The following is a 23,500-nucleotide window of genomic DNA, read 5'->3' on the forward strand; positions in this document are numbered from 1 at the left end:
GCGCGTTACCGCGGCCGCCGCCGCGCCCCGCACCAACTCCGCACCAGGGAAGGCCTTTCGCTCTTGTCCGGCTCACCCGACTCCGCCCGCACCGAGAGTGTCCGCAACGCCTGGACCCGCATGCTGCGCAACGAGATCATCCGCACCGGCGACAAGGCCGTCGCCAGGATCGCTCACGTCGGCGTGTGGCTCGCGACCTACGGCAACGCTGACGGGAGCAACTGCCTCCCTCACACGGACACTCTGGTCACGCTGACCGGCACCTCTGAGGAGACCGTCGGCCGCGCGCTCCGGGTCCTCCGCACCCTCGGACTCATCACAGGGAAGCGCCGGCCGAACGACACCACCGTCTACCAGCTACACATGCCCATCGGCGGCCAGGTCGACTGGCAACCCCATCTCCACCTCTTCACCGAGACGCGACAGAAACGGGCCTGGGCCAAGCGCAAGCAGGCCGAGATCGCCCAGCACCTCGACGCTCGGAACCCGTCCACGGACGGACTCCGGAACCCGTCCGCATCGGGGGTTCCGGAACCCGTCCGCAGTGGGGGTACCAACCCGCCGGTAACCGACCCGAAAGAGCCCCGGAACCCGTCCGTGGACGGGTACGGAACCCGTCCACGGACGGACTCCGGAACCCGTCCGCATCGGGGGGGAGACAGTTACCTACCTACCTCCGGTAGGTACACCCCCTCTTCTGACCCGGAGATGGCTGATCACTCACCTCAGCCACAGGCCGCGCGCGAGAGCCCGCCGCGAAGAGCAATTCAGCCGCCGCTCATGACGTCCGTGCCGACCGCGGCCCTGCGGGAACCGGACACCCCCGATGCACCCGCCGGAGGCCTGGCCGAGTTCCTGCGCGCCAGGGCGGCCGAGCATGACCGGCTCGGTGTCCGCCCGCCCCTACCTGAACGAGAACGGAGGCCCGCGTCGTGACGATCTCCCGCTACGGGCTCGGCGTCTGCGGCCAGTGCGGCCAGCAAATCCGCTGGAGTCTCACCGAGGCCGGCAAACGCCAGCCCCTGGACCCCGAACCGAACAGCGAGGGCAACACCGTCGCGCGGCTCTCGTCGACCAGGACGTGGCTGTCGCGCGTCCCGACGGCCGAGCTCCCGCAGATGAGCTATGAGCGGCGCTTCATGCCCCACGCGGCGACCTGCCGGGGCCTCAAGCCCGTGCAGCCGCCGCTGGTGAACCTGCCCAGCAACGTCACCCAGCTCGCCCACCGTCGCGGCCGCGGCGGCCGACGGTGATCCGCCTCGACTTCGACCTGCCCGACCTGGACGCGGCCGCCGACCTCGTCGACGTCCTGCAGAACGCCGCCGGCGTCGCCGACCGCCGCAACCGCCAGGAACGCGCCGCCCTCTGGCGCCGCCTGGCCGCCAGCATCACCGACGGAATCGACACCCTCGACCAGCTCTACACACACCCGGAGTAGGCCCATGCTGATCCGACTCCTCGCCCTGGCCGCCGTCGCGGTGGCCTGTATCGCCCTTGTCCGGCGCGCCCGACGCTTCAGCGGCTACCCGGCCGCCCCGGACCCCTACGAGGCCGCTGACGACGCCACAGACGATCTCGGCGAGCCCGCCGAGCAGCGGGTCGACGTCCCCGAGCCCAGCGCGCCGCCGCCCGCGGCCGCCGTCGGTCCGAGGCGCACGCTTCCCCGCCGGCTGCGCAGTGTGCCGATCCAGTTCCCGCCGCACGTCGACCCGCCGCTGACCGATGAGCAGCTGGCCGTCGTCCGCGCGCGCTGGCCGCTGCTCGTCAGCCTCCTCCTCCGCGACGACGCGAACTGACGCCCCACCGAACCAGGAGAAACACCATGCCGACCGAATCGCCTGTGAAACCCACCGTCAGCCCCACCGAGCTCGCCGTCCTCCAGCTGGTGGCCGAGGGCCAGAAAAACCACCTGATCGGCGCCGCCCTCGGCCTCTCGCCGCTCACCGTCAAGACCCACCTGGCCAACATCGGCCGCAAGCTCGGCACCGGCAACCGCGCCGGCATGGTCGGCGTCGCGTTCCGCCGCGGCCTCATCCGCTGACCACCCGACGCAACCGCGGCCCCGCCTGCATCACAACAACCCGGAGGAAACCGTTGAGCATCCACACCCCGACCGTCGACGAGGCCGGCTACGCCCCGGGGCCCGACCTGGCCGCGCGCCTGGACGTCGCCCTCGGCACGATCGGCGCCCCCGAGCTCGCGGGGCTGATCCTGACGGCCGGCCTGGCCACGGTCTACGAGCAGCTGCAGCGCACCCGCAAGCTGCTCGGCGACGGCGTCGGCAACGAGATCGCCCTGCACCGCGACAAGGCTCACCTGATCAGCGAAGCGCGCCGCTGGAAGAGCCGCTGGAAGGGCGCCGTCGCCCAGGCCCGCAAGGAACACGCCCGCGCCGACGCGCTGGCCCGAACATGCCCGCCAGAGTGCGCCAAGGCCCACCTTTACGACGGCGCTTGCCTGCTCGACCCGATGCTCGTCGCTGTCATCGCCTACTACGGCAGCGGCGGCGAATACCCGGGCTGGTCGTGGTCCTGCAGCACCGACGAAGGCTGCGGCATTTTGAGTCTCAGCCACTCCAGCGCCGCCGCCGCACGACGCAGCTATGAGCGTCACCTGCAGAGCGCCACTCACCAGGAGTACGCCGCCGAAGCTGGCATGACCGCCCACTTCACCACCCTGCGACAAGAGAACGAGCGGCTGCGGGGCAGGCTGGCCGCCGAGGAGCTGGCGAACGAGGAGCTGCGGGGCGAGCGCGCCGATCTGCGCCTGGCGCTCAGCGAGTTCGAGGGCGCCAAGGCCCGGGCGGCAGCGACCGAAGCGACCGAGCCACTGTCGCCCCCCGCCCTCTTCTCGCCCGCGATGCTGCGCCAGGCCGCATCCGCCATCGCGGACGCCGCCGACCGCGGCGACAAGACCGGCGTCGTCCGGATCTACCTTCGCGACCTCGCCCGCAAGCTCCGCCAGGTCGCCGAAGGACGAGAGGCCTACGAGCAGGAACAGGACACGGACGGATGAGCGGCGACCTGCGGATCACGCCCTGGAAGTGCCCGTTCTGCATCGGCGGCCTGGCCACCGCGGATGGCGGCCGGTGCCTGCACTGCTCCGGCAGCGGCCTGACCGACGACCCGTGCGGGCCCGCCCAGCGGGCTCCGCGGCCGCCAGCCGTGATGCGCGCAGCCTGCGCGGACTGCGCGTTCCGCCCGGGCTCGCCCGAGCTGGAGGCCGCAGGCGCGAGTCTTCCCGAGGACGAGCCGTTCTTCTGCCACCAGGGCCTGCCCGTCTCCGCGACCGGCGCCTACGAGCCCGTCGCGACGTTCCGCGGACTCCCGCTCGGCGCGATGGTCTGCGCCGGCTGGTGGGCGATGCGGACCGGCGAGCAGCTGCCCGGCCGCCCGTACCGCGAGGTCCCGATCACCGAGGACCAGGTCGAGGAGCGCTGGGGAGCCGTCCCGTACGCGCTCACCGGGCAGCAGCTGACGCCCGACCAGATCGCGGCCATCAAGGCCAGCGGGATCCTCGACCAGCTCGACCCCGGCGGGTTCCTCACAGCGGCTCTCGTCAACGAGGCCATCGACCAGCTTCGCCAGGAAGGACCCACCTCATGAGCGACCAGAGGACGCACGTCCCCGTCCCCATCCCGGACGTCGACGAGGGCCAGGACGACGCCGACGGCTGCCGCTCGGGCGTCTGCTACGACCGCGAGGACTGCGGCTGCTACGGCGAGGACGACTACTGCACGTTCTGCGGCGGTAGCGGCGAGCGCGTCCCCGATCACTGCTGCGACTGCGGAGGCGGCGTCTACGACTGCACCTGCTGCGGCCAGTGCGGCGGCTCCGTCGAGACGTGCTCCTGCCCGCTGACCGTCCAGCGCGCCGACGGCAGCACCCTCACCGTCTGACACACAACCAGAACGGGCCAGGCACGGGGACTGACACCCCGGCCCGGCCCTTGACCACGGAGGAATCAGCTCCATGATCCGACCGCAGGCTACCGCGCCCCAGGGCCGGTCACGCACCCGAACGCTGTACCGCCAGGTCCCGCACACCATCAACGGCCGCACCCACACCGTCACCGAGGCCTACGAGGTCACCGTGCCGCGGCCGCCGGCCGACTGGGACCGCATCGTCGCCGCCGCCGTCACGACCGCCATGTCCCTCTTCGTCGTCGCGTCGATCGCCTGGACCACGGCCAGCGTCGGGGCACTCCTCGCCCGCACCGTCCCCGCGCCGATCGGCTACGCCGCCGCGAGCGGCTTCGATCTCGCCTGGATCATCTGCATGGGCCTGGAATGGCTCGACCGCCACGAGCCCGACCGCGCCGCCGGCGCCCGCCACGCCGGGCACGTCTTCCTCGCCCTCGCCATGGCCGCGGTCTTCGCGCACGGCTGGCTCGCCGCATCGATCTGGGCCGGCCTGTTCGGCTGCACCATCTCCGCGATCGCCAAGTGGCTCTGGACCCTCACCCTGGCCCGCCACGCCCGCCCGCTCGACCCGCACACCCAGCAGTGGTACGCGCAGGAGGCCGGACAGCTCGCCGCCGAGCTCGCCCTGACCGCCCTGCACCGCCAGCTCAACCGTGCCCGCGGCAACATCGCGGCCGAGCAGCTCGCCCTCGCCGCGGACAGCCAGGACAACGACGGAGACAGCGAGGACAGCACGTCAGGGGCACTCTTCACCCCCGACACGGAGACAATCACGGACACGGTCCGACGCCTGATCGGACAGGGCGTCACCAAGCAGCATCTTGTCGTCTTCGGCGTCCAGGCCGTCCACGGACCCGACGTGAACGCCAAGAGCGTGACCCGGATCCTCAACCGCGAGCTCCCCGGCGGCCAGCCGTGACCAACCGACTGATCCGGCACGCGGCGGCCGCGAGCATCGCCCTCCTGGCCCTCCCGGCCGCCCGCAGCGTCCTGCACATCGCCGGCGACGGCTACGCCTTCGCCTGGGTGCTCTTCGCCCTCACGGGCTTCGCCTACCGGCGCCGCGGCGGCCTGTTCTGGCTCACCCTGGCCTGGCTCGCGCTCCTCGCCGCCGTCACCGACCTCCGCGTCGTCGCCGACACGATCACCGAGCTGACGGGAGCGCGCTGGTGAACACCATCACCGTCGGCGGCGTCCTGGTCGGCCTCCTGGCCGCCGCGATCGTCGTCGTCCCCTGGTGGCGCAAGGGCGGCGGCGCGAAGCCGGCCGATCCGCTCGCCAAGGGACCCGCGAAGAGCTCCAAGGGCCGGAACTGGAAAGCCCTCGGCCCGTTCGGCTCCGCGCTGTCGTTTGGCACGCTCTGCGCGCTCTGCACGGGCGGCCTCCTCGGTCAGGCCGCGCACCGGCTTGGCCAGGGCTCCGACACGCTCGGCGACAAGCTGCTCTCGACGCTCACCGGCTCCAACAGTCCCGCCGTCAGCCACCAGGGCCTCGCGATGCTCCAACCCGGCGGCGCGGTGGTGCTCATCCTGCTCATGGTCGGCATCATCATCTGGTGGCGCGGCTCCGGCCGCACGATGCGCCGAGACATGCTCCTCGGGCTGCTCTCCGGCATCACCCTGGGCCCAACGGCCGGCCTGGCAGGCCTCGCGGGCCTCCTGCTCGCCCCAGCGGCCAATCAGGTCGGCGCGTGGGTGGTGGGACTGCTGTGAGGGCTCTCCCGTGGCTCGCCGAGCTCCTCAAGCGGCTCGGCGAGCGCACCGGACGCGGCGCGGCCGCCATCGGCTGGCGAATCGCCGCCTGGACACTCCGGAAAGGCCCGCCGAAGGTCCGGATCGGCCGCCTGGCCGTCGCCGCGGCCGCCGTATGGGCCGGCGAGCGCGTCCTGGCTCATCAGCGCCTCGCCGCCGCCCTGATCGCCATCTTCCTGGTCGTCAGCTACCGCGAGGGCGCCGCGCAAGCCACCCAGGCCGCACCGGAGCCCGAGGAATGGCCTAGCGCCGACGAGATCCTCCTCGGCATGGTCCTCGACCTCATCGGCGACGCCCCGGGCATCCATCTCGCCGATCTCCTCGTCGAGGTCCGCAAGGCCGGCCCGGACTGGGCCGGATTCGAGCTCCCGGAACTCCGCGAGATGCTCGCCGCGATCGGCTGTCCCATCCGCCGCCAGCTGCGCGTCGGAGACCGCACCGGCATCCCCGGCGTACACCGCGACGACGCCCAGGCCGCCCTCAACCGCCTGAACCACTCCCCCGACCTGTAGCCCACCCCGTAGAAGACGCGTAGGCCCAGGTCGTAGCACCTGGGCCACACGCCGTAGCCGCAACCGTAGGACCGACGTAGCAACCCCGACTGGGAACCTGCTGACCTCGCCGCAGCATCCGCGACGAGGGACCCTTGATCACGCGGCCATCCCACGCACCACGGATCCAACCCACCGAGGGGACGAACCTGTGACTGCCTGGACCCTGCACCAAGCCGACGCACTCACCACGCTCACCGCGCTCCCCAGCGGCAGCGTCGACGCCACCATCACCGACCCGCCCTACAACAGCGGCGGCCGCACCCCCAACGACCGCACCGGCGCCAGCGCCCGCGACAAGTACGTCAGCGGCGACGCCAAGCACCAACTGCCCGACTTCGCCGGCGAAAGCCGCGACCAGCGCGGCTACCTCGCCTGGATGACCCTCATCCTCACCCAGTGCCTCCGCGCAACCACCACCGGCGGACCGCTGCTCCTGTTCACCGACTGGCGCCAGCTCAACGTCAACTCCGACGCCCTGCAGGCCGCCGGCTGGATCTGGCGCGGCGTCGTCCCCTGGAACAAGCCCATCGCCCGCCCCACCCCCGGCGGATTCCGCCGCTCCTGCGAGTACATCCTCTGGGCCAGCAACGGCCCCGTCGACGCCACTCGCAACCCGATCTACCTGCCCGGCCTGTTCACCTGCAGCCAGCCACGCGGCAACCAGCGCCACCACATCACCCAGAAGCCCGACGAGCTGATGGACGAGCTGGTGAAGATCTGCGCCCCGGGCGGCACCGTGCTCGACCCGTTCGCTGGATCCGGCTCAACCGGGGTAGCAGCGCTGCGGTCTGGGCGCGCGTTCGTCGGCATGGAGATCACTGAGCAGTATGCCGCTGTCGCCCGTGCGCGCCTCGGCGCTGCGTAAGGGCCCAGAACCTTAGTGGTCGCCAGGAAGGTTGAGGGCGAGCTCCGAGAGGTATTCGCGCGACTTGGCGAGCAGCTCGTCCCTGTTCCTGGCGCCACGCTCCTTGCCGATTTCCAGGAGCATCAGTTGACCGAGGTTCAGCAGGCCGGCGATGACCAAGTTGGAGTCGGGCGCATCGTCGGTATGCAGCACCTCGACGATGTGCTCGGCGGCAGCGTGCCGGTCCATGTCCATCCACACGTTGAGGAATTCGATCGCGAGCCGGGTGGAATCCTGCGGGCCTTGGTAGGAGTAGCTCATCTGACCAGCGTAGATTCGGCCGAGCGTACCGTGGGCAGCGTCGGGCCCGGGTCACTCGAAAGCGGGAGCAAGCCATGCCGAAGCGCTTCTGCCTGGACTGCCGCGCCCTGTTCGACGCGGCCACCGGCAAGTCACGCTGCCCGACCTGCCAGGACCGGATCACCAAGGTCATGGACGCCAAGCGAGGCAGCACCACCGAGCGCGGCCTGGGCTGGTCCCACCAGCAGCGGGTGAAGCGCGAGGTCGACAAGACCGCGGCCTGCTGGATGTGCGGCAAGCCGGGCACCCCGGCTGACCCCATCACCGCGGACCACGAGACACCCCGCGCCGCTGGCGGTGTCGACTCCCCCCTGCTCCCTGCTCACCGGTCGTGCAACGCTCGTCGGGGCGGCGCTCGTCAGCAGCGCGGCGGGGCACACTGAGGGCGGACGATCTTTTGGCAAGATCGTCTTCCTGACCCGCGCCCTTGGCTCCATTTTTTCGTGGTACCAAAGCCGCGCGTTTTTTGTCCGCGCGTCTTCGGCCGAGGAGGACCCAATGCCCAGGACGAAGAAGCCCGCCGGGACCGTTGCGGACCGGCGCAACGGCCGCCGCACCGAGCTGACGGCCGTTCAAGGCGCGCGGCTGGCGCTCCCAACGCCGCCACCTGGTGTGGAGTGGTGCGATGATGCTGTAGCGGCGTGGGAGCGTTACTGGGATGATCCAGTTGCGCAGGCACTCACGCCTGCTGATGGTGTGCTGGTCCTGCGATGGCTCGAGGCCGTCAACAGGCACCTGATCACCTCGCGCGAGGCCGACAAGTCACCTCTGTCGGTGGGCTCGCAGGGCCAGATGGTCCTCAACCCGCTCTACAAGGCCGCCGAGATGGCGCTGCGCACCGCTGAAGCGTGCGAACGGCAACTCGGGATCGGGCCGGCGCACCGGGCTTCCCTCGGTATCGCCCTTCTGACCGAGAAGCGCACGCTGGCCGATCTCAACACGGCGTACCGAGAGGCGGTGGCCCATGACGACGACGTCGACGAGGACCCCCGCCTCGGCGCGCACTGAACCAGGCTGCAGCAACTGCGGCTGGGAGCCCGCCCCCGGCGCGCTGTGGCCCACCTTCGGGCGGATGGCCTGCAGGTGGATCGAAGAGAACTGCATCTGCGGCGAGGGTGACTTCTACGGGCAGCGGATCATCCTGCGCCCCGATCAGAAGGCCTTCGTGTACCGCTGGTACGAGTACTGCCCCACGTGCGATTACTGGCGCTACGACGAGGCGATCCGTACCGCGGCCACCGGCGACGGCAAGACGACGTTCATCGGAGCCCTCGCGGTCCTGGAGTTCGCCGGCCCGCCGGAGGTCGCGCCGGCGTCACCGAACATCGTCATCAGCGCCGCCTCGTACGAACAGGCCGACCTGCTCTACACCGTCGCGGCGACGATGCTCGGCGGCCGCGACCAGATCGCCACCGAGTCCCCGCTGTGCGGCTTCTTCGAGGTCTACGACGCCAAGGCGTCCTTCCCCGACGACCGCCCCGGCCAGCTGCTGCGCGTCGCCGCGGTCGCCGGCACCAACGAGGGCGGCTTCCCGACCCTGTTCCTGGGCGACGAGCTGCACGAGTGGGGCGACGTCGGCTCGAACAAGGCCCGCGTGTGGACCGTGATCGGCAAGTCCACCAAGAAGCGTCGCATCCGGTACGACATTCCGCAGAACGACGGCACAATCCGGGCCGTTTTCCGCGGTCCTGGGCGCCGTCTGGCCCTTTCCACGGCCGGATTCGACATCTACCGCAGCCTGTTCGGGCAGATGGTCATCCACGCCCGGCGGGCCGAGCAGGACCCCGACGTCGCACCCAAGCTGCTCTTCGACCACTTCGAGGCCCCCGACGGCCTGGACTACGAGAACCCCGCCGATCGGCGCCTCGCGGTCGAGGCGGGCTCGCGCGCGGCCGGGGTCCTGTGGGACGTCGAGGCCCGCGTGAACGAGTGGGGCACGCCGGCCATGCCCAAGCACGAGTGGCTGCGCTACTACGCCAACGCCTGGGTCGACCAGGCCGCCGAGAGCTGGCTCTCGGACCACCCCGGAGCCTGGGACGCCTGCGCCGGCTCCTGGGAGCTGACCGGCGAGGAGCCCGCGGTCCTGGCCGTCGACATGGCCCTCAAGCACGACACCGTCGCCGTCGTCGAACTGCGCGCCCTCGAGGACGGCCGGTACGCCGCGACCGCCCGTGTGTGGGAGCCGGGCGACGGCCGGATCAACCACCGCGCGGTGTTCGCGTACATCGCCGAGCGAGCCGCCGAGCTCGGCCCGGCGTTCTGCGGCCTGGTCTACGACCCGCGGTTCTTCGAGCTGCCCGCCCGAGACCTGGAGGACGACGGACTGCTGGTCATCGAGATGCCCCAGTCCCCGGAGCGGATGATCCCCGCCGTCGGCCTGGCCTACGAGTCGATCGTCGGGCAGCAGCTGGTCCACGACGGCAACCCGGAGTTCACCGCGCAGGTCAAGGCCGCCGTCAAGCGCCCGGGCGAGCGCGGCTTCACGCTCTCCAAGGGCAAGTCCCGCCGCCACATCGACGCCGCGGTGGCGATGTGCATGGGCCTGTGGACGCTGGCCGAGCTGGCCGGCACCACACCGAGTGCATCGGAGTCGATCTGGTGAAACGACACCTCAGCAACCTCGCCGGAGGCCTCGCCACGGCCGCCGGCCACAGTGTCCGCCTCGGCCGGACCGCGCTGCGGTACCTGCCCGGCTGGGCCGGAGCCGCTCTGGTCAGCGTCGGCGCGTGGCAGGCCTGGCACCCTGCCGGGTTCATCACCGGGGGCGTGTTCCTCCTCGCGATGGACGCGATGATCCCCGTCCGCCGCCCGGGAGGCGAGCCCTGATGGCCGTGTTCTTCCGCCAGGGCCTGGGCCGACGCGAGCAGCGCGCCCTGACGTTCATCGCGCCGCCGATCGGCGCGCACATCCAGGCCGCCGAGGACTACGCCGCCGGCAGCGTCGAGGGCGCCATGCGGCACCACGCCGTGTGGAAGTGCGTGCGCCTGGTCTCCGACGTCGTCTCGTGCATGAGCCCGATGGTCTACCGCGGTCAGCCCGGCGTCCCCGGTGCCGAGCGCCTGCCCAACCCCCTGGTCCTGACCCAGCCCATGGCCTCGGCCGACGTCAACGACTTCGTGTACATGGGCCTGACTTCCGCGTTGCTGCGCGGCAACATCTACGGCGAGATCCTCGAAGTCTCCGGCGGCCTGCCCACGCAGATCGAGCTGCAGCACCCTGACCGGGTGAGGGTCACCGTCAACAACGACGGCACGACGACCTACAAGTACGGCAGCCGGACCATGAAGCCGCACGAGGTCTGGCACAAGATGGCCTACCGGATGCCCGGCTCCCACCTGGGCCTGTCCCCGATCAGCTACGCCATGGCGACGGTGCGCCAGTCCATGGCCGCGCAGCGGTTCTCCACCGACTGGTTCGACGCCGGCGGCCACCCGACCGGCGTGATCACCAACCCGAACACCAAGAAGCTCGTCGACCAGGACGAGGCGAACACCATCAAGCAGCGCTTCCTCGCCGCGTCTCGCTCGCGCGAGGTCGTGGTGATGGGCGGCGGCTGGGACTGGCGCGAGATCAAGATCTCGCCGGAAGAGTCGCAGTTCCTCGCCACCCAGAAGCTCACCGGTTCGCAGATCTGTGGGTACTTCGGGGTGCAGCCGGAGATGGTCGGCGAGGCCTCGGAAGGCTCCGCGATCACGTACGCGAACGTCGAGTCCCGGTCGATCGACTTCTCCAAGTACGGCCTGGCCGGCTGGATCGGCCGCTGGGAGCGCTGGTTCGGCCAGCTCACCCCGCGCGGCCAGTACGTCCGCCTGGACAAGTCCGCGCTGCTGCAGGGCGACACCATGACCCGCTACCAGGCCATTCACATGCTGGTCGCGGCCCGCATCATCACCCAGGACGAAGCCCGGGCGATGCTCCTCGAACTGCCCCCGCTGACCCCCGAGCAGCGCGCGATGGTCGACGCCCTGGTGGTGTCGACGCCGCCGCCGATCGGCTCCCCGAAGATCGGATCCTAGGAGGCCCGCATGCCCACCAGTCCTCTGCAGGCCCGCCCGGCCCTGCACACCACCACCGCCCCCGCGCTGCTCGCCGAGCGCCGCTCCGCGATGCGCGGCCAGCGCGAGACGCGCCGCCAGCACATCCCCGCCGCGTTCGAGTTCCGCGCGAACCCCGACAGTGCCTCCGGTCCCTCCTTCCGGTTCTCCGGCTACGCCGCCACGTTCGAGCAGCCCTTCGAGATGTGGGACATGTGGGGCGACCCCTACCTGGAGACCCTCGCCGCGACCGCCTGCGCCCGGACCCTGGCCAACCAGGCCGACTGCCAGTTCCTCGTCGGCCACGACACGGCCGGAATCCCGATGGCGCGCACCAAGTCCGGCACCATGACGCTGACCGCGGACTCCACCGGCCTGCAGGTGTCCGCTCCTAACCTGGACGGCCGTAACCCGCAGGTCCAGGCCCTCGCCTCCGCCATGGAGCGCGGCGACATGGACGAGATGAGCATCGGGTTCATCGCGCTCGCGCAGCAGTGGTCTCCGGACTTCATGGAGCGGCGCATCACCGAGATCTCGTTGCACCGCGGCGACGTCTCGATCGTGTGCTGGGCCGCGAACCCGAACGCCGCCGGCGCCACCCTCACCACCGCGCTGCCGGTTTCCGAGGCGGCCGCCCGGGCGGCCGGCGGCGGCCGCGAGGCACGGACGCCGACCGCCCCGTACTCGGCGAAGGGCGGCGAGGACGCCGAGTGCCCGCAGTGCCACTCCATGAACGACCCGGCGGCCGCCTACTGCGACCAGTGCGGTACCGCCGTGCGCGCCACCGCCACGCAGGCGGCCGCCGACGAGGAGCTCACCCAGCGCTGCAGCTGCGGCACCTGGAACGCGGACGATGCGAAGTTCTGCAGTCAGTGCGGGCAGAACATCGCCTCGGACCGCGACGCGGACAACGGCGGCCGCGGCAACGGCAACGCCGACGACACCACGAGCAGCTGGTGGGACTGGAACGCGCAGCGTCAGGGCGGCGAGCGGCGCGCGATGCCGGCGGACGGCGAGCAGCCCGACTTCAGCGGCAAGCCCGCGCACGACCCGGGCGCGCACGGCGACGGCTCCCCGCAGTGCCCCAATGAGGCTTGCGGCGCGGCGAACGCCGCCGACGCCGGCTACTGCGACCAGTGCGGCACGCTCCTGTACGACCAGGGCGGCCTGGTCGCGTCGGTCGGCTCCATGGATGACGTCGTGTCGGACGCCTCGGGCATCGTCGAGATCGACCAGGACGAGGCCCTCGCGGACGCCCGCGCCCGCGTCCGCGTGCTGCAGCTGGCGGCGCGCCGCTGAGATTTCCTACTCCACCGCTGGCCACCGGCGGTGCTAGCCTGATGAACTGATCAACAGTTTGGCCGGAAGACCCGGAGCACCTGCGCCCCGCCGACCCCGACCCCCACCAGATCCCGGGGGCACGACTCGGCCCGCAGCCCGCCACCACTCCTCGCGGCTACGTCACCCATCGACGTAGAGGAGTGGCTGTGCCCACTGCACCGACTACCGACCCCCTTGCCCAACTGCGCGAGCGGCGCTCGGCGCTGGTCGCCGAGATGTCCACGCTCACCGCGGCCGCCATGACCGCCGAGCAGCGCGCCCGCTTCACCGAGGCCGACGCCGAGGTCACCGAGCTCGACGGCGAGATCGAGCTGCGCGAGCGCCAGGCCGAGCGCGAGACCCGGGCGGCCGCCGCCCGCGCCGCGTCCGGGAACACCGGCACCGACGCACCCGGCACCGCCGAGCAGCGCTCCGGCAGCGGCTGGACGGTGGGCGACGAGCCCACCACCTACGGCCGCGGCTCCGGACACTCGTACTTCCTGGACATGGCGCGCGTCGCCGCGAAGCAGGGCATGGGCGACGGCGGCGTCGTCGCCTCCGAGCAGCGCCTGCAGCGCCACGCGACCGAGCTTCGCACCGACCTGCCGCGCCGAGCCGAGCGCCGGGCGGCCGCGGCCGCCCGGGCCTTCGAGCGGATCCACGAGACCGGCTCGCCGGCCGAACGCCGCGCCCAGGCCCGCGCCATGGCGATGATGGACCGCGAGGGCGTCTCCCCGTTCGAGCGCGAGAGCCGCGCCCTAAACCGGACCGACGGCACCGGCGGGTACCTGGTCCCGCCGCTGTGGCTGATCGACGAGCTGATCCCGTACCTGCGCGCGGGCCGGACCTTCGCCGACCTGTGGCACGGCATGCCGCTCCCCGCAGGCACGGACTCGATCAACGTGCCCCGCATCACCATCGGGACCGCGACAGGCCCGCAGGTCGCCGACGGCGGCGTGGTGCCCGGCCGCGACATGACCGACAACTTCGTCAACGCCCGCGTCATGACGATCGCCGGCCAGCAGGACGTCGGCCTGCAGCTGCTGGACCAGTCGCCGATCTCCTTCGACGAGATGATCCTCGCGGACCTCGCCAGCGACTACAACAGCCAGCTGTCGGGGCAGTGCTTCGTCGGCTCCGGCATCGCCGGCCAGCTCCCCGGGGTGTGGCCGGGCGGCGCCATCGCCAACACCAGCGGCATCTACATCCCGAACACCAACAACACCGCGGCCCAGACCTGGGTCAACGGCGGCGGCGCGTCCCCGTCGGTGACCGGCTCGGTGTTCCAGTCCGGCGGCCAGATGCTCTCCCTGGTCGCCCGGACCCGCCTGCGGCCGCCCACCCACCACGTGTGGCACCCCTGGGTCTGGTACTACCTCCTGACCCAGGTCGACGGCCAGCAGCGCCCCCTCGTCGTGCCCGGGACACCGAACAACGTCGGCTACAACCAGGTCGCCGTCGACGACGACGGCCCCCTGGCCATGGGCATCGCCGGCTACTACCAGGGCCTGCCCGTCGTCCTGGACCCCAACGTCCCGGTGACCTTCCCGTCCTCGGGCGGCACCGTCCCGCAGATCACCACCGTCAGCAGCGGCCAGTTCGCCCCGGCCCCCGGCTCCGGCGTCTTCACGCCGCTGCTCACGGGCCTGTGGGACGACCTGTTCCTGTGGGAGGGCGAGCAGCGCACCCGGGCCCTGACCGAGGTCCTGTCCGGCAACCTGCAGGTCCGGTTCCAGCTCTACAACTACGTCGCCGCCATGCCGAACCGATACCAGGCGTACGCCGACGTCCAGACCGGCTCCGGACCCACCACGGTTGCCAAGGCGGGCTCCTCGGTGTCCTACGCCACCCTCACGCAGTACTCCGCCACGGCCGGCAACTCGGTCCTGAACATGATGAACCAGGGGTTCTGATGGATCTTGCAGGCGGGCGCTACCCCGACTTCGAGCAGGAGTGGCTGCTGGACGGCCAACCGTCGCAGCCCTACCGCCGCAGCATCAGCCGCGGCGACATCAACACCGCCGCCGTCACCGGCGCCGCGACGCAGGTCCCCTACGTCGTCGCGGTCCCGGCCCAGATCGGCGACGTCATCAACTACGTCACCTTCGGGATCGGCACGCTGGCCGGCACGGCGGGCAACAGCTCGTTCGTCGTCGTCTACTCCGGCATGCCGACCGCCTCGGCGGCCGTCACCGTCCTCGGCGTCTCGGCCACCACGACGTTCACCGCGGGCGCGAACAAGGTTGCCCTGTCGGCGCCGGTCGTGGTCGCGGGCACCGTCGGCACGCCGCAGAACGCCGTCGTCTCCGGCATCCCGAACGCGCCGATCGTGCTGGGCGTCGCGATCGTCGAGGCCTGGACCACCACCGGCTCGCAGTACGACGCCATGGCGGGCGGCAGCGCCGCGTTCAAGGGCCTGCTGACCGGTCAGATCCCGCTGGTCACCAAGCTCCCGACCCTCGGCGGCACGCCGCCCGCGGTCGGTGCCAGCTCCGGCACGACCGTCACCGCGCCGACCACCGGCCTGGTCCCGTACGTGGTCCTGAGCCGGTCCTGAGACATGCGACGGGTCCGGCCCGGGGATGGCCGGCCGGACCCGTCGCAGCAGCCATCCCCTGCACACCGAGAGGACTCCCACCGTGGCGTGGACCGACCCGACCAAGGCCGCCGGCCTGCTCTGCCTGACGTGCATCGTCGAACGCAAGTCGGCCGAGGCCAAGGGCCACCCCGAGGCCGAACTGCCGCCGCTGCGACCGGCCGTGACCCTGCTGGCCACACCGCACCTGGGGCCGTGCGCACCGCACTGCTACGAGCACATCCAGGTCGGCACTCCCTCCCAGCTGGCCGTCGCCGGCCCGGGGGCGCTCGCCGGGCTGCGCGGATGAAGCGCACCGACCCAATCCCGCCCCCGGTGCCGCGCGGCGACGCCGTCGGCGTGCTGCGGCGCGAGCTGTGGATCGCCGAAGACGCCGGCGAGAGGGTCCTCGCCGCGCAGCTGCGCCGGCGCCTGGCCGAGCTCGACCAGGACCAGGCCGCCGCACCGTCGCACGAGACCGCCGCCGCGCAGCCTCCCGAGCGGCAGACAGCCGCCCGCACCACCGCGAAGAAGACCGCGGCCAGCAAGCCCGCCCGTCCCAAGCCCGCAAGGAGCAACCGCCATGTCCCTCGCCAGTGACCTGCTCTCCGTCCTCGGCCGCGTCCGCGGCCACTTCGCCTCCCTGGTCAACTCCGGTGTCCTGGTGACCCTGGACGACCACATTGCCCAGATCGCCGCCGTCGTCGACCACGACGTCGACGCCGCCGAGGCCAAGGCGAAGGACATCGTGGGCGCGCTCTACAACGCGCTCCACGGCGCGCCCGCCACCGACCCGCTGCCCGTCGCCGTCCAGCCGCCGGCCGACCCGGCCCCGGTGACCCCGGCCGCCCCCGTGCCGGTCGAGGCCGACCCCGCTCCGGCCACCCCGGTCGAAGCGACGCTCGCCTCGCCGCTGCAGGCCGACCCGGGCGCCGTCCAGGCCGACCCGGTCCCGGACGAGAGCGCCCTGGCCGACGTCGCCGAGCAGCCCCCGGCGAGCTGACGTGCCCAACTTCCAGGTCTCCACCACCACCGCGACGCTGGTCGCCTCGACGGCGTATACCGCGATCGAGCTGCGCACCTCCAGCAGCACACCAATCAAGATCATCAAGTGGTGGTGCGACTTCAACTCGTCGACGTCGACAGACAAGCCGCTGCTGGCCGCGGCCGCGCGCTTCACCGCCGCGGTCACCACGGCCAGCGCGGCCACACCGATGGCTCTGTCGTTCGTCGGCTCGGACAGCACCGCCTCGACGTCGGCGAGCGTGAACACGACCGTCGAGGGCGCCGGCGCGATCTCCGGCATGCCGGAGTCGCACTACGTCGCCGCGCAGGCCGGCCTGTGGGCGGCCTGGGAGACGGACGACAGCGCGCTGTGGGTCGCCACCAGCTCGTTCTGGCGGCTGCGCATCACGCCGGGATCCGCCATCACCTCCACGACCGCGAACTGCGGCGTGGTCTGGGTCGAGTAGCGAAGGGAGGACGGCATGTCCTACGACCTGGGCGGCGTGGCCGTCCTCAGCTTCACCGCGACGGATACCGCCGGGACTCCAGCGACCCCGGCGGGCATCACCGTCACGGTCACGCTGCCGGACGGCAGCACCGCCACGCCCACGCCGCAGCTGGTGAGCACCGGCGTCTACCAGGCGCTGTACCTGACCACCCAGGCCGGGCGGCACACCTACCGGTGGCTGGCCACCGGCGTTCCCGGGCCCGGCGTCGGCGTCGGCGCGCTCACCGACTCCTTCGACGTCGAGCCCGCGGTCGCCGGCACCGTGCTGTCGCTGCAGGACTGCCGCGACACCCTGAACGTCACCAGCACCGCCACGGACGCCAAGATCCGCACCTACAGTGCCGCGATCACCGGCGTGCTGGAGAAGCTCTGCGGGCCGATCGTCGTGCGGCAGGTCACCGAGCGCTACCTGGAGTCCGGCGAGTCCGAAGTCCTCATGCTGCGCAAGACTCCGGTTTTCCAGCCCGCCGGCCAGGCCTACCCGATCGCCGCGATCACGCCGGTGCTGACCTACGGCGTGACCTACGACGTGTCGCTGCTGACCGTCGACAAGAGCACCGGCCTGCTGCGGCATGTCGCGGGCATCCCGTTCTGGAACGGCCCCTACGACATCACCTACAGCTGCGGGCGGCCGGTGATCCCGGACAACATCCTCACCGCCGCGCGGATCATCCTGCGACACCTGTGGTCCCTCGAGCGCGGCGGCGCGGGCGCCAACTCGATCGGCTACCCGGCCGACGACGCCGTGATGCTCTACGGCTTCAGCATCCCCAACCGAGCCCTGGAGCTCCTCGACGGCCCCGGCACCCGCGACCCGGGAGGCATCGCGTGATCGCGCTCCTGCACCGCTGGCTCTACGAGGACCTGTGGCTCCCGATGTGGCCCAACGTCTTCGCGCCCAGCATGCCCTCGCTGCTCGCCATCGCCTGGCACCACCTGCAGCTGCGACGACACGTCACCAACACGGCGGCCGCGCACTGCCCGGGCTGCACCTGCGGGGGTGAGCACCCGTGACCACCTCCGCGATCAGCGCCGCCGTCGACTACCTGGTCACCGCCGCCACCACCGCCTACGGAACCAGCGCGCACGTCTTCGACGGCCCGCCAGCCACCGACACGGCCCTGGATCTGGACGACCGGATCTGGATCGGCTTCGACCCGGTCAACGAAGGCGTCCCCGCGGTGACCGGCGACCAGGAGTTCGCCGCCCTGGGGGCGCGCTCGCGCAACGAGACCTTCGAGATCGTGTGCGCGGTCGAGCACTGGTCCGGCGACAGCACGTTCCGGGGCCTGCGCGACGGCGCGTTCGCCCTGCTCGCCCAGGTCGAGATGCTGCTGCGCGGCACCGGCGGGCAACCGGGCGACTGCACGCTCGGCGGCGCGGTGCTCTACGCGCAGGTCTCCGGCGGGATCGAGCTCCACCAGTCCTCGACAGCCAACGGCGCCGCCGTCCTGGTCCTGTTCCACATCTCCTGCCGCGCGCGGCTCACCAGCTGAGGAGCACTCATGGCCCGCTTCCGCAACGACCACGGCGAGGACCGCATCGTCCCGACCCTGGGCTACATCCTGGTCCCCGCCGGCACCGAGGTCACCGTGCCCGACGACGAGTGGGAGCACTGGGAGGCAGGCGGCTGGACCCCGCTCACCCCCGACCCGCGACCCGCCGACGAACCCGCCGCCGCGCCTGCCCCGGTGGCCGCGGCCGCGCCCGCCAAGACCGCTGCCCCCGCGGCCGCCCCTGCCCCAGCCAGTGCGCCGACGGCGCCCGCCGAGAGTGAGGCCACCCGATGACCCTGACCACCGTGGGCGCCGGCATCGGCGCCACCCTCGGCATGGTTCCCGAGACCAGCTACTCCGGCGTCGTGGGCTCGCCGACGTGGCAGTTCTTCGAGCCCAACACCATCACCCCGAAGAAGATCAAGACGACGAAGCAGAGCAGCGGCCTCGCGGGCGGCCGCATGGTCGACGTCACCGCGCGCCGCGTCGTCGTCGAGCGCTCCGCCACCGTCGATTTCCCCATCGACTGGTGCCAGAGCGGGCACTTCACCACCCTGCTCAACCAGATCAGTTCCAGCTACACCAGCGGCGCGGCGGGCTCCCAGACCGCGTCCGGCGGCATCTGGTCCGCCGGCGCGCGCCTGACCCCGGCCACGCCCGTCTACGGCTACACGCACACCTTCCGCAACTCCATCGCGGGCCGCTCGGCGGCGCTGCAGATGGGCATCCCGACCACCGACGGAATCGTGCGGCAGTACGACGCCCTCGGCTCGAAGATGACCAAGCTCGCGTTCACGTGCAAGAGCGGTGAGCTGCTGGTCGCGACGACGTCGTGGGACTGCCGTTACCTGGCGGACCCGCTGATCGACACCCTGTACCCGACGGCCACGACCGGCGGCAGCACCCAGACCCCGTACACGCAGGCCACCCCCAGCTATGCGGCTGCGATCCCGTGGGACTTCGCCAACGCGCAGATCCAGATCGGCTCCACCATCGCCGGCGCATCGGCCGCATCGCCGGTCGACGGCGTCACCGGCTTCGACTTCACCATCGAACGCCGCATGAAGACCGGCCGCCAGTACTACGGCAACGCGGGCCTCAAGGACGAGCCGGTCACGAGCGACGAGGTCCTGCTGACCGGCACCTTCACCAGCGACTTCGTCAACAAGACGTACTGGGCTGACGCGTTCTACTCGGACACGCCGATCTTCGCGATCATCACCTTCGGCACGATGGCGGCCAACGCCCCCGCGGCGCAGTTCGTGCTGTCGAACCTGTTCCTCAACGACGGGTCACCGGCCGCCACCAACAAGGACGTCGTCAACACCAGCTTCCCGTTCGCCTGCACCTACGACCTGACGAACGAGCCCGCCTCGATCATCCTGCAGACCGCGGACGCGACGGTCTGATGGCCGGCATCCGGATCGAGGGAGCCGAGCAGCTGCGCGAGCTCGGCCTGCGCCTGGCCGAGGCCGACAAGTCCGTCGGCCAGGAGCTCGGCAAAGGCCTGCGCGCCGCCGCGAAGCCCGTCGTCGCCGAGATGCGGGCCACCGTCAAGGAGGGCGGCGGCGGCACGCGCGGGTCCGGCGCCCGGGCCCGCGCGGCATACCGGCTCTCCCGCTCGAAGAGCAAGCGCGAGACCGCGGCGGCGTCAGCCGAGCGCCGCTCCGGCCTGCGCGCCACCATTGCGGCCGCCACCGGCTCCACCGTCTCCACCGCAGGCAAGCGCACCAACCTCACGTTCCGCATGAAGTCGACGCAACTGCCGCCCGACCAGCGGACCCTCGGCAAGCGCTGGAACTCCCCGAAGGGGTGGCGTCACCCGGTCTTCGGCCACAACGCCTGGGTGACCCAGCTGGGCCGCCCCTACTTCGACAAGGTCATCAAGGACAACCAGGCCGTCCTCGAGGCGGGCATCGCGCAGGCGATGACCGTGCCCCAGCGCGTCCTCGACGCCGGCCGACTGTAACGAAAGGGCCATCCCCCGTGATCACTCTGATCATCAACGGCGTCGAGCGCCGGTACGACAACTCCCGGCTGATGTTCTCCGAATCCATGGAGATCCAGAAGGCCACCGGCCTTGGCACCGCCGCCTACGAGAAGAGCCTGGGCGAAGGCGACGCGCTCGCCTGGGCGGCCCTGTACTGGGTGGTCGAGGTCCGCGTTCTGGCCGCCGAGCAGAACCTCTCCTTCCGGGAGGCGGCCGGCCTGATGCCGTTCGCAGACTTCGACGTGAACCTCAACGAGGCCAACGCCTCCATGAAGCGCGCCATCGCCGAGCAGGCGGAGGCGGCCGCCGAGGACCCTACCCCGGCGTCGGCGGACCCGAGTGGGCCGACGGCGCCCACGTCCCCCGCCACGTCCGAGCCGGCCTCGCCGCAGACGACCTCGCCCGTCGTCAGCGCAGCCACCTCGGAGCCTTCGCCGAGCTCTTCGGAATCCGCCCCTGGGAGTGGGATCTCCTCACCGTCGCCGACGTCGACGGCCTGATCGCCTACCTCGACCGCCGCAACGCCGAGACCGCAGCCCAGTCCAGCTGACCCGCCCGCTCACCGAAGGAGGCCTCAATGTCGGGTACCGACCTGGTGTTCCGCGTCCTCGCGATGAACGAGGCCTCCAAGGTCTTCAAGGAGGTCGCCGCGTCGGCGCGCGAGACCGCCGTCGCCGTCGACGAGTCGAACGCGGCCGCCGGCGTCTCGCTGGAGAAGACCGCCGCGAGGGAGGAAGAGGCCGGCGCGGGCATGGGCAAGGGCCTGATGGGCGTCTCGCCGGTCCTGCTCGGCGTCGCGGCCGCCGCCGCGGTCATCGGCGCCAAGTCCGTCGAGATGGGCCAGGAGTTCGAGAAGGGCATCACCACCCTGGCGACCGGCGCGGGCGAGAGCCAGGCGAACCTGAAGAAGGTCGCCGACGGCGAGCTGGCGATGGCGACCCAGACCGGCACCACCACCGAGGCCCTGACCAAGGGCATGTTCATGATCGAGTCTGCCGGGTTCCACGGCGCGGAAGGACTCACCGTCCTCAAGGCGGCCGCCGAGGGCGCGAAGGTCGGCAACGCCGACCTGTCGACCGAGGCCAACGCCGTCACCGACGTCCTGAACGACTACCACCTCAAGGCCTCGTCGGCGACGCAGGTCACCGACATGCTGGTCAAGACGGTGGGCTCGGGCAAGACGTCCATGGAGGAGCTCGCCGGCTCCCTGTCCGCGGTCGTGCCGCTCGCGTCGTCCGCGCACATCGGGTTCGACCAGGTCGCCGGCGCGCTCGCGACGATGACCGCGCACGGCATGTCTGCCCAGCAATCCTCGCAGGACCTCGCCAGCACCATCGGGTCCCTGCAGTCCCCGAACGCGGTCGCCGTGCACGAGATGCAGCAGCTCGGCCTCAGCAGCAACAAGGTGTCGCAGGACCTCGGCCACAAGGGCCTGTCGGGCGTGCTCACCGAGCTCACCGGCGCGATCACCTCCCACATGGGCCCGGCCGGCCTGGTCGTGCAGTCCGCGTTCAACAACAGTGCCGAGGCGGCGAAGAACGCCAAGACCGAGATCGCGAACCTGCCCGTCTCGCTCCGCTCGGCCGCGCAAGGCCTCCTCAACGGCACCACCTCCGCGAAGGAGTGGGCGGCGGCGACCAAGGGCCTGGACCCGATCAGCAAGAACCTGGCGCACCAGTTCCTGCTGACCGCGAAGCAGACCCACTCCTTCAACGACCTGCTGCACGGCGGCGGCCCGGCGGCGCAGACCTACAACGCGGCGCTGGAGAAGATGACAGGCGGCTCGACCGGCCTGGCGACAGCGCTGCTGCTGACGGGTGAGAACGCCGACCAGTTCGCCGGCAACGTCAAGGCCGTCGGCGAGGCCGGCAAATCGACGGGCAAGGACGTCACCGGCTGGTCCCAGGTCACCTCCACGCTCAGCTTCAAAATGGACCAGGCCAAGGAGGTCATCGAGACCACCGGGATCAAGATCGGCTTGATCCTCATGCCCGCCGTCAAGCTCCTCGTCGGCGGCTTCACCGACGTCGCCCGGGTGGTCGGCTCCTCGATCGGCTGGCTGGAGCAGCACAAGACCGTCGCTGAGTCCCTCGGCATCGGGATCGCCGCCGTCCTGGTCCCCAGCGTCTGGGCCCTGGTCACCGCGCTCGGCGCGGCCGCCGTCGAGGCGGCCATCGCGGCCGCGCCGTTCATCGCCGTGATCGCGATCATCGCGGGCATCGCGTTCGGGATCATGGAGCTGGTCAAGCACTGGAAAGACGTCGAACATGTGTTCGTCGAGGGCTTCGACTTCGTGAAAGATCACTGGAAGATGTTCGTCGCCGCGCTGCTGCCCGGCGTCGGCCTGATCATCGTCGGGATCACCGAGATCGTCACGCACTGGAAGGACATCCAGCGTTTCCTCGGCGACATCTGGCACGAGACCGTGAAGTTCTTCGACGAGTTCTTCGTCTCGCCCCTGCAGCAGTCCTGGCACACCCTGGTCTCCTGGTGGGACACCGGGACCCAGTTCTTCAAGAACCTCTTCACCCGGGACCTGCCGTCCTGGTGGCGCGAGGGCATCCACCTCTTCGAGTCGTTCTTCGTCTCGCCGATCGAGTCGGCGATCCACCGCGTGCAGGGCGCCTTCTCCGCGGTGTTCTCCGCGATCCACGGCTTCGTCTCCGCAGCCTTCGAGGGCCTGATCGGCATCGTCAAGACGCCCATCAACGGCGTGATCTGGCTGATCAACAGCGCGATCTCGGCGCTCGACTCGATCTCGGTATCGATCCCGTCCTGGGTCCCGGTCGTGGGCGGCCAGACCTTCGGCGTGAACATCCCCCACATCCCGACCCTCGCGGCCGGCGGCATGGTGATGCCCCGCCCGGGCGGATCCACCGTCACCGTCGCCGAGGCCGGCGAACCCGAGATCGTCACCCCGCTGCCCGCCATGCAGCGCGCCCTGACCGCCGCCCTCACCGCCTCCGGCGCCCACCCCGGCACCGCGCCGCTCGGCACCGCCGAGAACCCGCTGTACGCAGAGGTCGCGTTCAAGCTCGACGGCCAGGTGATCGACAAGCAGCTGGTCAAGTTCCAGACCAGGGGCGGCCGCCTGCAGTCCGTTGCGATGGCGGTGGGCTGATGCCCTTCGCCACCAACCGG

At 71.2% G+C, this 23,500-nt stretch carries 33 protein-coding genes and 1 pseudogene; 33 read left to right on the forward strand and 1 reads right to left on the reverse strand.

What is annotated here, in order from left to right; translation table 11 throughout:
* The first annotated feature begins 120 nt into the window (after positions 1 to 120).
* From BS83_RS48975 to BS83_RS25105, 13 genes and pseudogenes are all read left to right on the forward strand, one after another.
* Positions 121 to 936 carry a helix-turn-helix domain-containing protein gene (locus BS83_RS48975; protein ID WP_037605817.1) on the forward strand — a complete coding sequence of 272 codons (816 nt, stop codon included), beginning with the start codon at positions 121 to 123 and terminating at the stop codon, positions 934 to 936.
* Complete coding sequence (locus tag BS83_RS25050) at positions 933 to 1,253, forward strand: hypothetical protein (protein ID WP_051943866.1); 321 nt, start codon at positions 933 to 935, stop codon at positions 1,251 to 1,253. The genes BS83_RS48975 and BS83_RS25050 overlap by 4 nt, the downstream gene beginning before the upstream one ends.
* Positions 1,250 to 1,438, forward strand: a complete 189-nt coding sequence (locus tag BS83_RS25055; RefSeq protein WP_037605818.1) for a hypothetical protein — start codon at positions 1,250 to 1,252, stop codon at positions 1,436 to 1,438. Before BS83_RS25050 ends, BS83_RS25055 begins: the two co-directional genes overlap by 4 nt.
* A 4-nt stretch (positions 1,439 to 1,442) precedes the next feature.
* Positions 1,443 to 1,796 carry a hypothetical protein gene (locus tag BS83_RS25060; protein WP_037605819.1) on the forward strand — a complete coding sequence of 118 codons (354 nt, stop codon included), beginning with the start codon at positions 1,443 to 1,445 and terminating at the stop codon, positions 1,794 to 1,796.
* Positions 1,797 to 1,864: 68 nt separating this feature from the next.
* Positions 1,865 to 2,041 (forward strand): annotated as a pseudogene (locus tag BS83_RS25065) (response regulator transcription factor); the annotation flags it as partial.
* Positions 2,042 to 2,094: 53 nt separating this feature from the next.
* Entirely contained in the window at positions 2,095 to 3,015 is a 921-nt protein-coding gene (locus BS83_RS25070; RefSeq protein ID WP_037605820.1) for a hypothetical protein, read from the forward strand.
* The gene (locus BS83_RS25075; RefSeq protein ID WP_037605821.1) at positions 3,012 to 3,605 is read left to right on the forward strand and encodes a hypothetical protein; all 594 of its coding nucleotides are present in this window, start codon (positions 3,012 to 3,014) and stop codon (positions 3,603 to 3,605) included. The genes BS83_RS25070 and BS83_RS25075 overlap by 4 nt, the downstream gene beginning before the upstream one ends.
* Positions 3,602 to 3,898: a hypothetical protein gene (locus BS83_RS25080; RefSeq protein WP_037605822.1), complete on the forward strand. Its 297-nt coding sequence runs from the start codon at positions 3,602 to 3,604 to the stop codon at positions 3,896 to 3,898. The genes BS83_RS25075 and BS83_RS25080 overlap by 4 nt, the downstream gene beginning before the upstream one ends.
* Positions 3,899 to 3,971: 73 nt before the next feature.
* Positions 3,972 to 4,841 (forward strand): hypothetical protein, encoded by an 870-nt coding sequence (locus tag BS83_RS25085; RefSeq protein ID WP_051943871.1) that lies wholly within the window; start codon positions 3,972 to 3,974, stop codon positions 4,839 to 4,841.
* Positions 4,838 to 5,095: a hypothetical protein gene (locus BS83_RS25090; protein WP_037605823.1), complete on the forward strand. Its 258-nt coding sequence runs from the start codon at positions 4,838 to 4,840 to the stop codon at positions 5,093 to 5,095. The genes BS83_RS25085 and BS83_RS25090 overlap by 4 nt, the downstream gene beginning before the upstream one ends.
* On the forward strand, positions 5,092 to 5,634 hold the full coding sequence (locus BS83_RS25095; protein WP_037605824.1) for a hypothetical protein: 543 nt from the start codon (positions 5,092 to 5,094) through the stop codon (positions 5,632 to 5,634). The genes BS83_RS25090 and BS83_RS25095 overlap by 4 nt, the downstream gene beginning before the upstream one ends.
* Positions 5,631 to 6,185 carry a hypothetical protein gene (locus tag BS83_RS25100; RefSeq protein WP_037605825.1) on the forward strand — a complete coding sequence of 185 codons (555 nt, stop codon included), beginning with the start codon at positions 5,631 to 5,633 and terminating at the stop codon, positions 6,183 to 6,185. Before BS83_RS25095 ends, BS83_RS25100 begins: the two co-directional genes overlap by 4 nt.
* A 190-nt stretch (positions 6,186 to 6,375) precedes the next feature.
* On the forward strand, positions 6,376 to 7,092 hold the full coding sequence (locus tag BS83_RS25105) for a DNA-methyltransferase (protein ID WP_037605826.1): 717 nt from the start codon (positions 6,376 to 6,378) through the stop codon (positions 7,090 to 7,092).
* Between the two features lie 12 nt (positions 7,093 to 7,104).
* On the opposite strand, the gene BS83_RS25110 is transcribed toward BS83_RS25105, so the two are convergent.
* A complete protein-coding gene (locus BS83_RS25110; RefSeq protein ID WP_037605827.1) occupies positions 7,105 to 7,392 on the reverse strand; it encodes a hypothetical protein in 288 nt (95 codons plus the stop codon).
* 74 nt (positions 7,393 to 7,466) lie between these two features.
* On the opposite strand from BS83_RS25110, the gene BS83_RS42120 reads away from it, so the two are divergent.
* The 20 genes from BS83_RS42120 to BS83_RS42130 all read left to right on the forward strand — a co-directional run bounded on the left by BS83_RS42120 (position 7,467) and on the right by BS83_RS42130 (position 23,480).
* Positions 7,467 to 7,814, forward strand: coding sequence for an HNH endonuclease (locus BS83_RS42120; RefSeq protein WP_051943873.1), 348 nt, complete (start codon positions 7,467 to 7,469; stop codon positions 7,812 to 7,814).
* Positions 7,815 to 7,929: 115 nt separating this feature from the next.
* Positions 7,930 to 8,439, forward strand: a complete 510-nt coding sequence (locus BS83_RS45680; RefSeq protein WP_157597306.1) for a P27 family phage terminase small subunit — start codon at positions 7,930 to 7,932, stop codon at positions 8,437 to 8,439.
* Positions 8,396 to 10,033, forward strand: coding sequence for a hypothetical protein (locus BS83_RS25125; RefSeq protein WP_037605829.1), 1,638 nt, complete (start codon positions 8,396 to 8,398; stop codon positions 10,031 to 10,033). Before BS83_RS45680 ends, BS83_RS25125 begins: the two co-directional genes overlap by 44 nt.
* On the forward strand, positions 10,030 to 10,257 hold the full coding sequence (locus tag BS83_RS25130; RefSeq protein WP_037605830.1) for a hypothetical protein: 228 nt from the start codon (positions 10,030 to 10,032) through the stop codon (positions 10,255 to 10,257). Before BS83_RS25125 ends, BS83_RS25130 begins: the two co-directional genes overlap by 4 nt.
* The gene (locus BS83_RS25135; RefSeq protein WP_037605831.1) at positions 10,257 to 11,447 is read left to right on the forward strand and encodes a phage portal protein; all 1,191 of its coding nucleotides are present in this window, start codon (positions 10,257 to 10,259) and stop codon (positions 11,445 to 11,447) included. The genes BS83_RS25130 and BS83_RS25135 overlap by 1 nt, the downstream gene beginning before the upstream one ends.
* Before the next feature lie 9 nt (positions 11,448 to 11,456).
* On the forward strand, positions 11,457 to 12,764 hold the full coding sequence (locus BS83_RS42125; protein ID WP_051943875.1) for an HK97 family phage prohead protease: 1,308 nt from the start codon (positions 11,457 to 11,459) through the stop codon (positions 12,762 to 12,764).
* A gap of 188 nt (positions 12,765 to 12,952) precedes the next feature.
* Entirely contained in the window at positions 12,953 to 14,698 is a 1,746-nt protein-coding gene (locus BS83_RS25145; RefSeq protein ID WP_051943877.1) for a phage major capsid protein, read from the forward strand.
* Positions 14,698 to 15,342: a hypothetical protein gene (locus BS83_RS25150; protein ID WP_037605832.1), complete on the forward strand. Its 645-nt coding sequence runs from the start codon at positions 14,698 to 14,700 to the stop codon at positions 15,340 to 15,342. Before BS83_RS25145 ends, BS83_RS25150 begins: the two co-directional genes overlap by 1 nt.
* 82 nt (positions 15,343 to 15,424) lie before the next feature.
* The gene (locus tag BS83_RS25155; protein ID WP_157597307.1) at positions 15,425 to 15,670 is read left to right on the forward strand and encodes a hypothetical protein; all 246 of its coding nucleotides are present in this window, start codon (positions 15,425 to 15,427) and stop codon (positions 15,668 to 15,670) included.
* Positions 15,667 to 15,960 carry a hypothetical protein gene (locus BS83_RS25160; RefSeq protein WP_157597308.1) on the forward strand — a complete coding sequence of 98 codons (294 nt, stop codon included), beginning with the start codon at positions 15,667 to 15,669 and terminating at the stop codon, positions 15,958 to 15,960. The genes BS83_RS25155 and BS83_RS25160 overlap by 4 nt, the downstream gene beginning before the upstream one ends.
* Positions 15,944 to 16,363 carry a hypothetical protein gene (locus BS83_RS25165; RefSeq protein ID WP_037605835.1) on the forward strand — a complete coding sequence of 140 codons (420 nt, stop codon included), beginning with the start codon at positions 15,944 to 15,946 and terminating at the stop codon, positions 16,361 to 16,363. The genes BS83_RS25160 and BS83_RS25165 overlap by 17 nt, the downstream gene beginning before the upstream one ends.
* 1 nt (position 16,364) lies before the next feature.
* On the forward strand, positions 16,365 to 16,832 hold the full coding sequence (locus tag BS83_RS25170; protein WP_037605836.1) for a hypothetical protein: 468 nt from the start codon (positions 16,365 to 16,367) through the stop codon (positions 16,830 to 16,832).
* 15 nt (positions 16,833 to 16,847) lie between these two features.
* Entirely contained in the window at positions 16,848 to 17,705 is an 858-nt protein-coding gene (locus BS83_RS25175; RefSeq protein WP_037605839.1) for an Ig-like domain repeat protein, read from the forward strand.
* A complete protein-coding gene (locus tag BS83_RS25180; protein ID WP_037605840.1) occupies positions 17,702 to 17,887 on the forward strand; it encodes a hypothetical protein in 186 nt (61 codons plus the stop codon). Before BS83_RS25175 ends, BS83_RS25180 begins: the two co-directional genes overlap by 4 nt.
* Positions 17,884 to 18,369 carry a hypothetical protein gene (locus BS83_RS25185; RefSeq protein ID WP_051943879.1) on the forward strand — a complete coding sequence of 162 codons (486 nt, stop codon included), beginning with the start codon at positions 17,884 to 17,886 and terminating at the stop codon, positions 18,367 to 18,369. The genes BS83_RS25180 and BS83_RS25185 overlap by 4 nt, the downstream gene beginning before the upstream one ends.
* A gap of 9 nt (positions 18,370 to 18,378) precedes the next feature.
* Entirely contained in the window at positions 18,379 to 18,663 is a 285-nt protein-coding gene (locus BS83_RS25190; RefSeq protein ID WP_037605842.1) for a hypothetical protein, read from the forward strand.
* A complete protein-coding gene (locus BS83_RS25195; protein ID WP_037605843.1) occupies positions 18,660 to 19,778 on the forward strand; it encodes a hypothetical protein in 1,119 nt (372 codons plus the stop codon). The genes BS83_RS25190 and BS83_RS25195 overlap by 4 nt, the downstream gene beginning before the upstream one ends.
* Positions 19,778 to 20,338, forward strand: coding sequence for a hypothetical protein (locus tag BS83_RS25200; protein WP_037605844.1), 561 nt, complete (start codon positions 19,778 to 19,780; stop codon positions 20,336 to 20,338). Before BS83_RS25195 ends, BS83_RS25200 begins: the two co-directional genes overlap by 1 nt.
* A gap of 17 nt (positions 20,339 to 20,355) precedes the next feature.
* Positions 20,356 to 20,859 carry a hypothetical protein gene (locus BS83_RS25205; protein ID WP_037605847.1) on the forward strand — a complete coding sequence of 168 codons (504 nt, stop codon included), beginning with the start codon at positions 20,356 to 20,358 and terminating at the stop codon, positions 20,857 to 20,859.
* A gap of 77 nt (positions 20,860 to 20,936) precedes the next feature.
* Positions 20,937 to 23,480 (forward strand): phage tail tape measure protein, encoded by a 2,544-nt coding sequence (locus BS83_RS42130; protein ID WP_051943881.1) that lies wholly within the window; start codon positions 20,937 to 20,939, stop codon positions 23,478 to 23,480.
* Positions 23,481 to 23,500: the final 20 nt, after the last annotated feature.

Source organism: Streptacidiphilus rugosus AM-16, assembly GCF_000744655.1.
GTDB classification, from domain to species: Bacteria; Actinomycetota; Actinomycetes; order Streptomycetales; family Streptomycetaceae; genus Streptacidiphilus; species Streptacidiphilus rugosus.

Excerpts from the sequence above, each read along its gene's own strand:
- BS83_RS48975 (WP_037605817.1), top strand. The coding sequence starts at position 121 with ATGCTGCGCAACGAGATCATCCGCACCGGCGACAAGGCCGTCGCCAGG.
- BS83_RS25075 (WP_037605821.1), top strand. The coding sequence starts at position 3,012 with ATGAGCGGCGACCTGCGGATCACGCCCTGGAAGTGCCCGTTCTGCATC.
- BS83_RS25200 (WP_037605844.1), top strand. The coding sequence starts at position 19,778 with ATGGCCGGCATCCGGATCGAGGGAGCCGAGCAGCTGCGCGAGCTCGGC.
- BS83_RS42130 (WP_051943881.1), top strand. The coding sequence starts at position 20,937 with ATGTCGGGTACCGACCTGGTGTTCCGCGTCCTCGCGATGAACGAGGCC.
- BS83_RS25195 (WP_037605843.1), top strand. The coding sequence starts at position 18,660 with ATGACCCTGACCACCGTGGGCGCCGGCATCGGCGCCACCCTCGGCATG.
- BS83_RS25125 (WP_037605829.1), top strand. The coding sequence starts at position 8,396 with ATGACGACGACGTCGACGAGGACCCCCGCCTCGGCGCGCACTGAACCA.
- BS83_RS25190 (WP_037605842.1), top strand. The coding sequence starts at position 18,379 with ATGGCCCGCTTCCGCAACGACCACGGCGAGGACCGCATCGTCCCGACC.
- BS83_RS42125 (WP_051943875.1), top strand. The coding sequence starts at position 11,457 with ATGCCCACCAGTCCTCTGCAGGCCCGCCCGGCCCTGCACACCACCACC.
- BS83_RS42120 (WP_051943873.1), top strand. The coding sequence starts at position 7,467 with ATGCCGAAGCGCTTCTGCCTGGACTGCCGCGCCCTGTTCGACGCGGCC.
- BS83_RS25150 (WP_037605832.1), top strand. The coding sequence starts at position 14,698 with ATGGATCTTGCAGGCGGGCGCTACCCCGACTTCGAGCAGGAGTGGCTG.
- BS83_RS25060 (WP_037605819.1), top strand. The coding sequence starts at position 1,443 with ATGCTGATCCGACTCCTCGCCCTGGCCGCCGTCGCGGTGGCCTGTATC.
- BS83_RS25110 (WP_037605827.1), bottom strand. The coding sequence starts at position 7,392 with ATGAGCTACTCCTACCAAGGCCCGCAGGATTCCACCCGGCTCGCGATC.
- BS83_RS45680 (WP_157597306.1), top strand. The coding sequence starts at position 7,930 with ATGCCCAGGACGAAGAAGCCCGCCGGGACCGTTGCGGACCGGCGCAAC.
- BS83_RS25085 (WP_051943871.1), top strand. The coding sequence starts at position 3,972 with ATGATCCGACCGCAGGCTACCGCGCCCCAGGGCCGGTCACGCACCCGA.
- BS83_RS25165 (WP_037605835.1), top strand. The coding sequence starts at position 15,944 with ATGTCCCTCGCCAGTGACCTGCTCTCCGTCCTCGGCCGCGTCCGCGGC.
- BS83_RS25175 (WP_037605839.1), top strand. The coding sequence starts at position 16,848 with ATGTCCTACGACCTGGGCGGCGTGGCCGTCCTCAGCTTCACCGCGACG.
- BS83_RS25080 (WP_037605822.1), top strand. The coding sequence starts at position 3,602 with ATGAGCGACCAGAGGACGCACGTCCCCGTCCCCATCCCGGACGTCGAC.
- BS83_RS25160 (WP_157597308.1), top strand. The coding sequence starts at position 15,667 with ATGAAGCGCACCGACCCAATCCCGCCCCCGGTGCCGCGCGGCGACGCC.
- BS83_RS25135 (WP_037605831.1), top strand. The coding sequence starts at position 10,257 with ATGGCCGTGTTCTTCCGCCAGGGCCTGGGCCGACGCGAGCAGCGCGCC.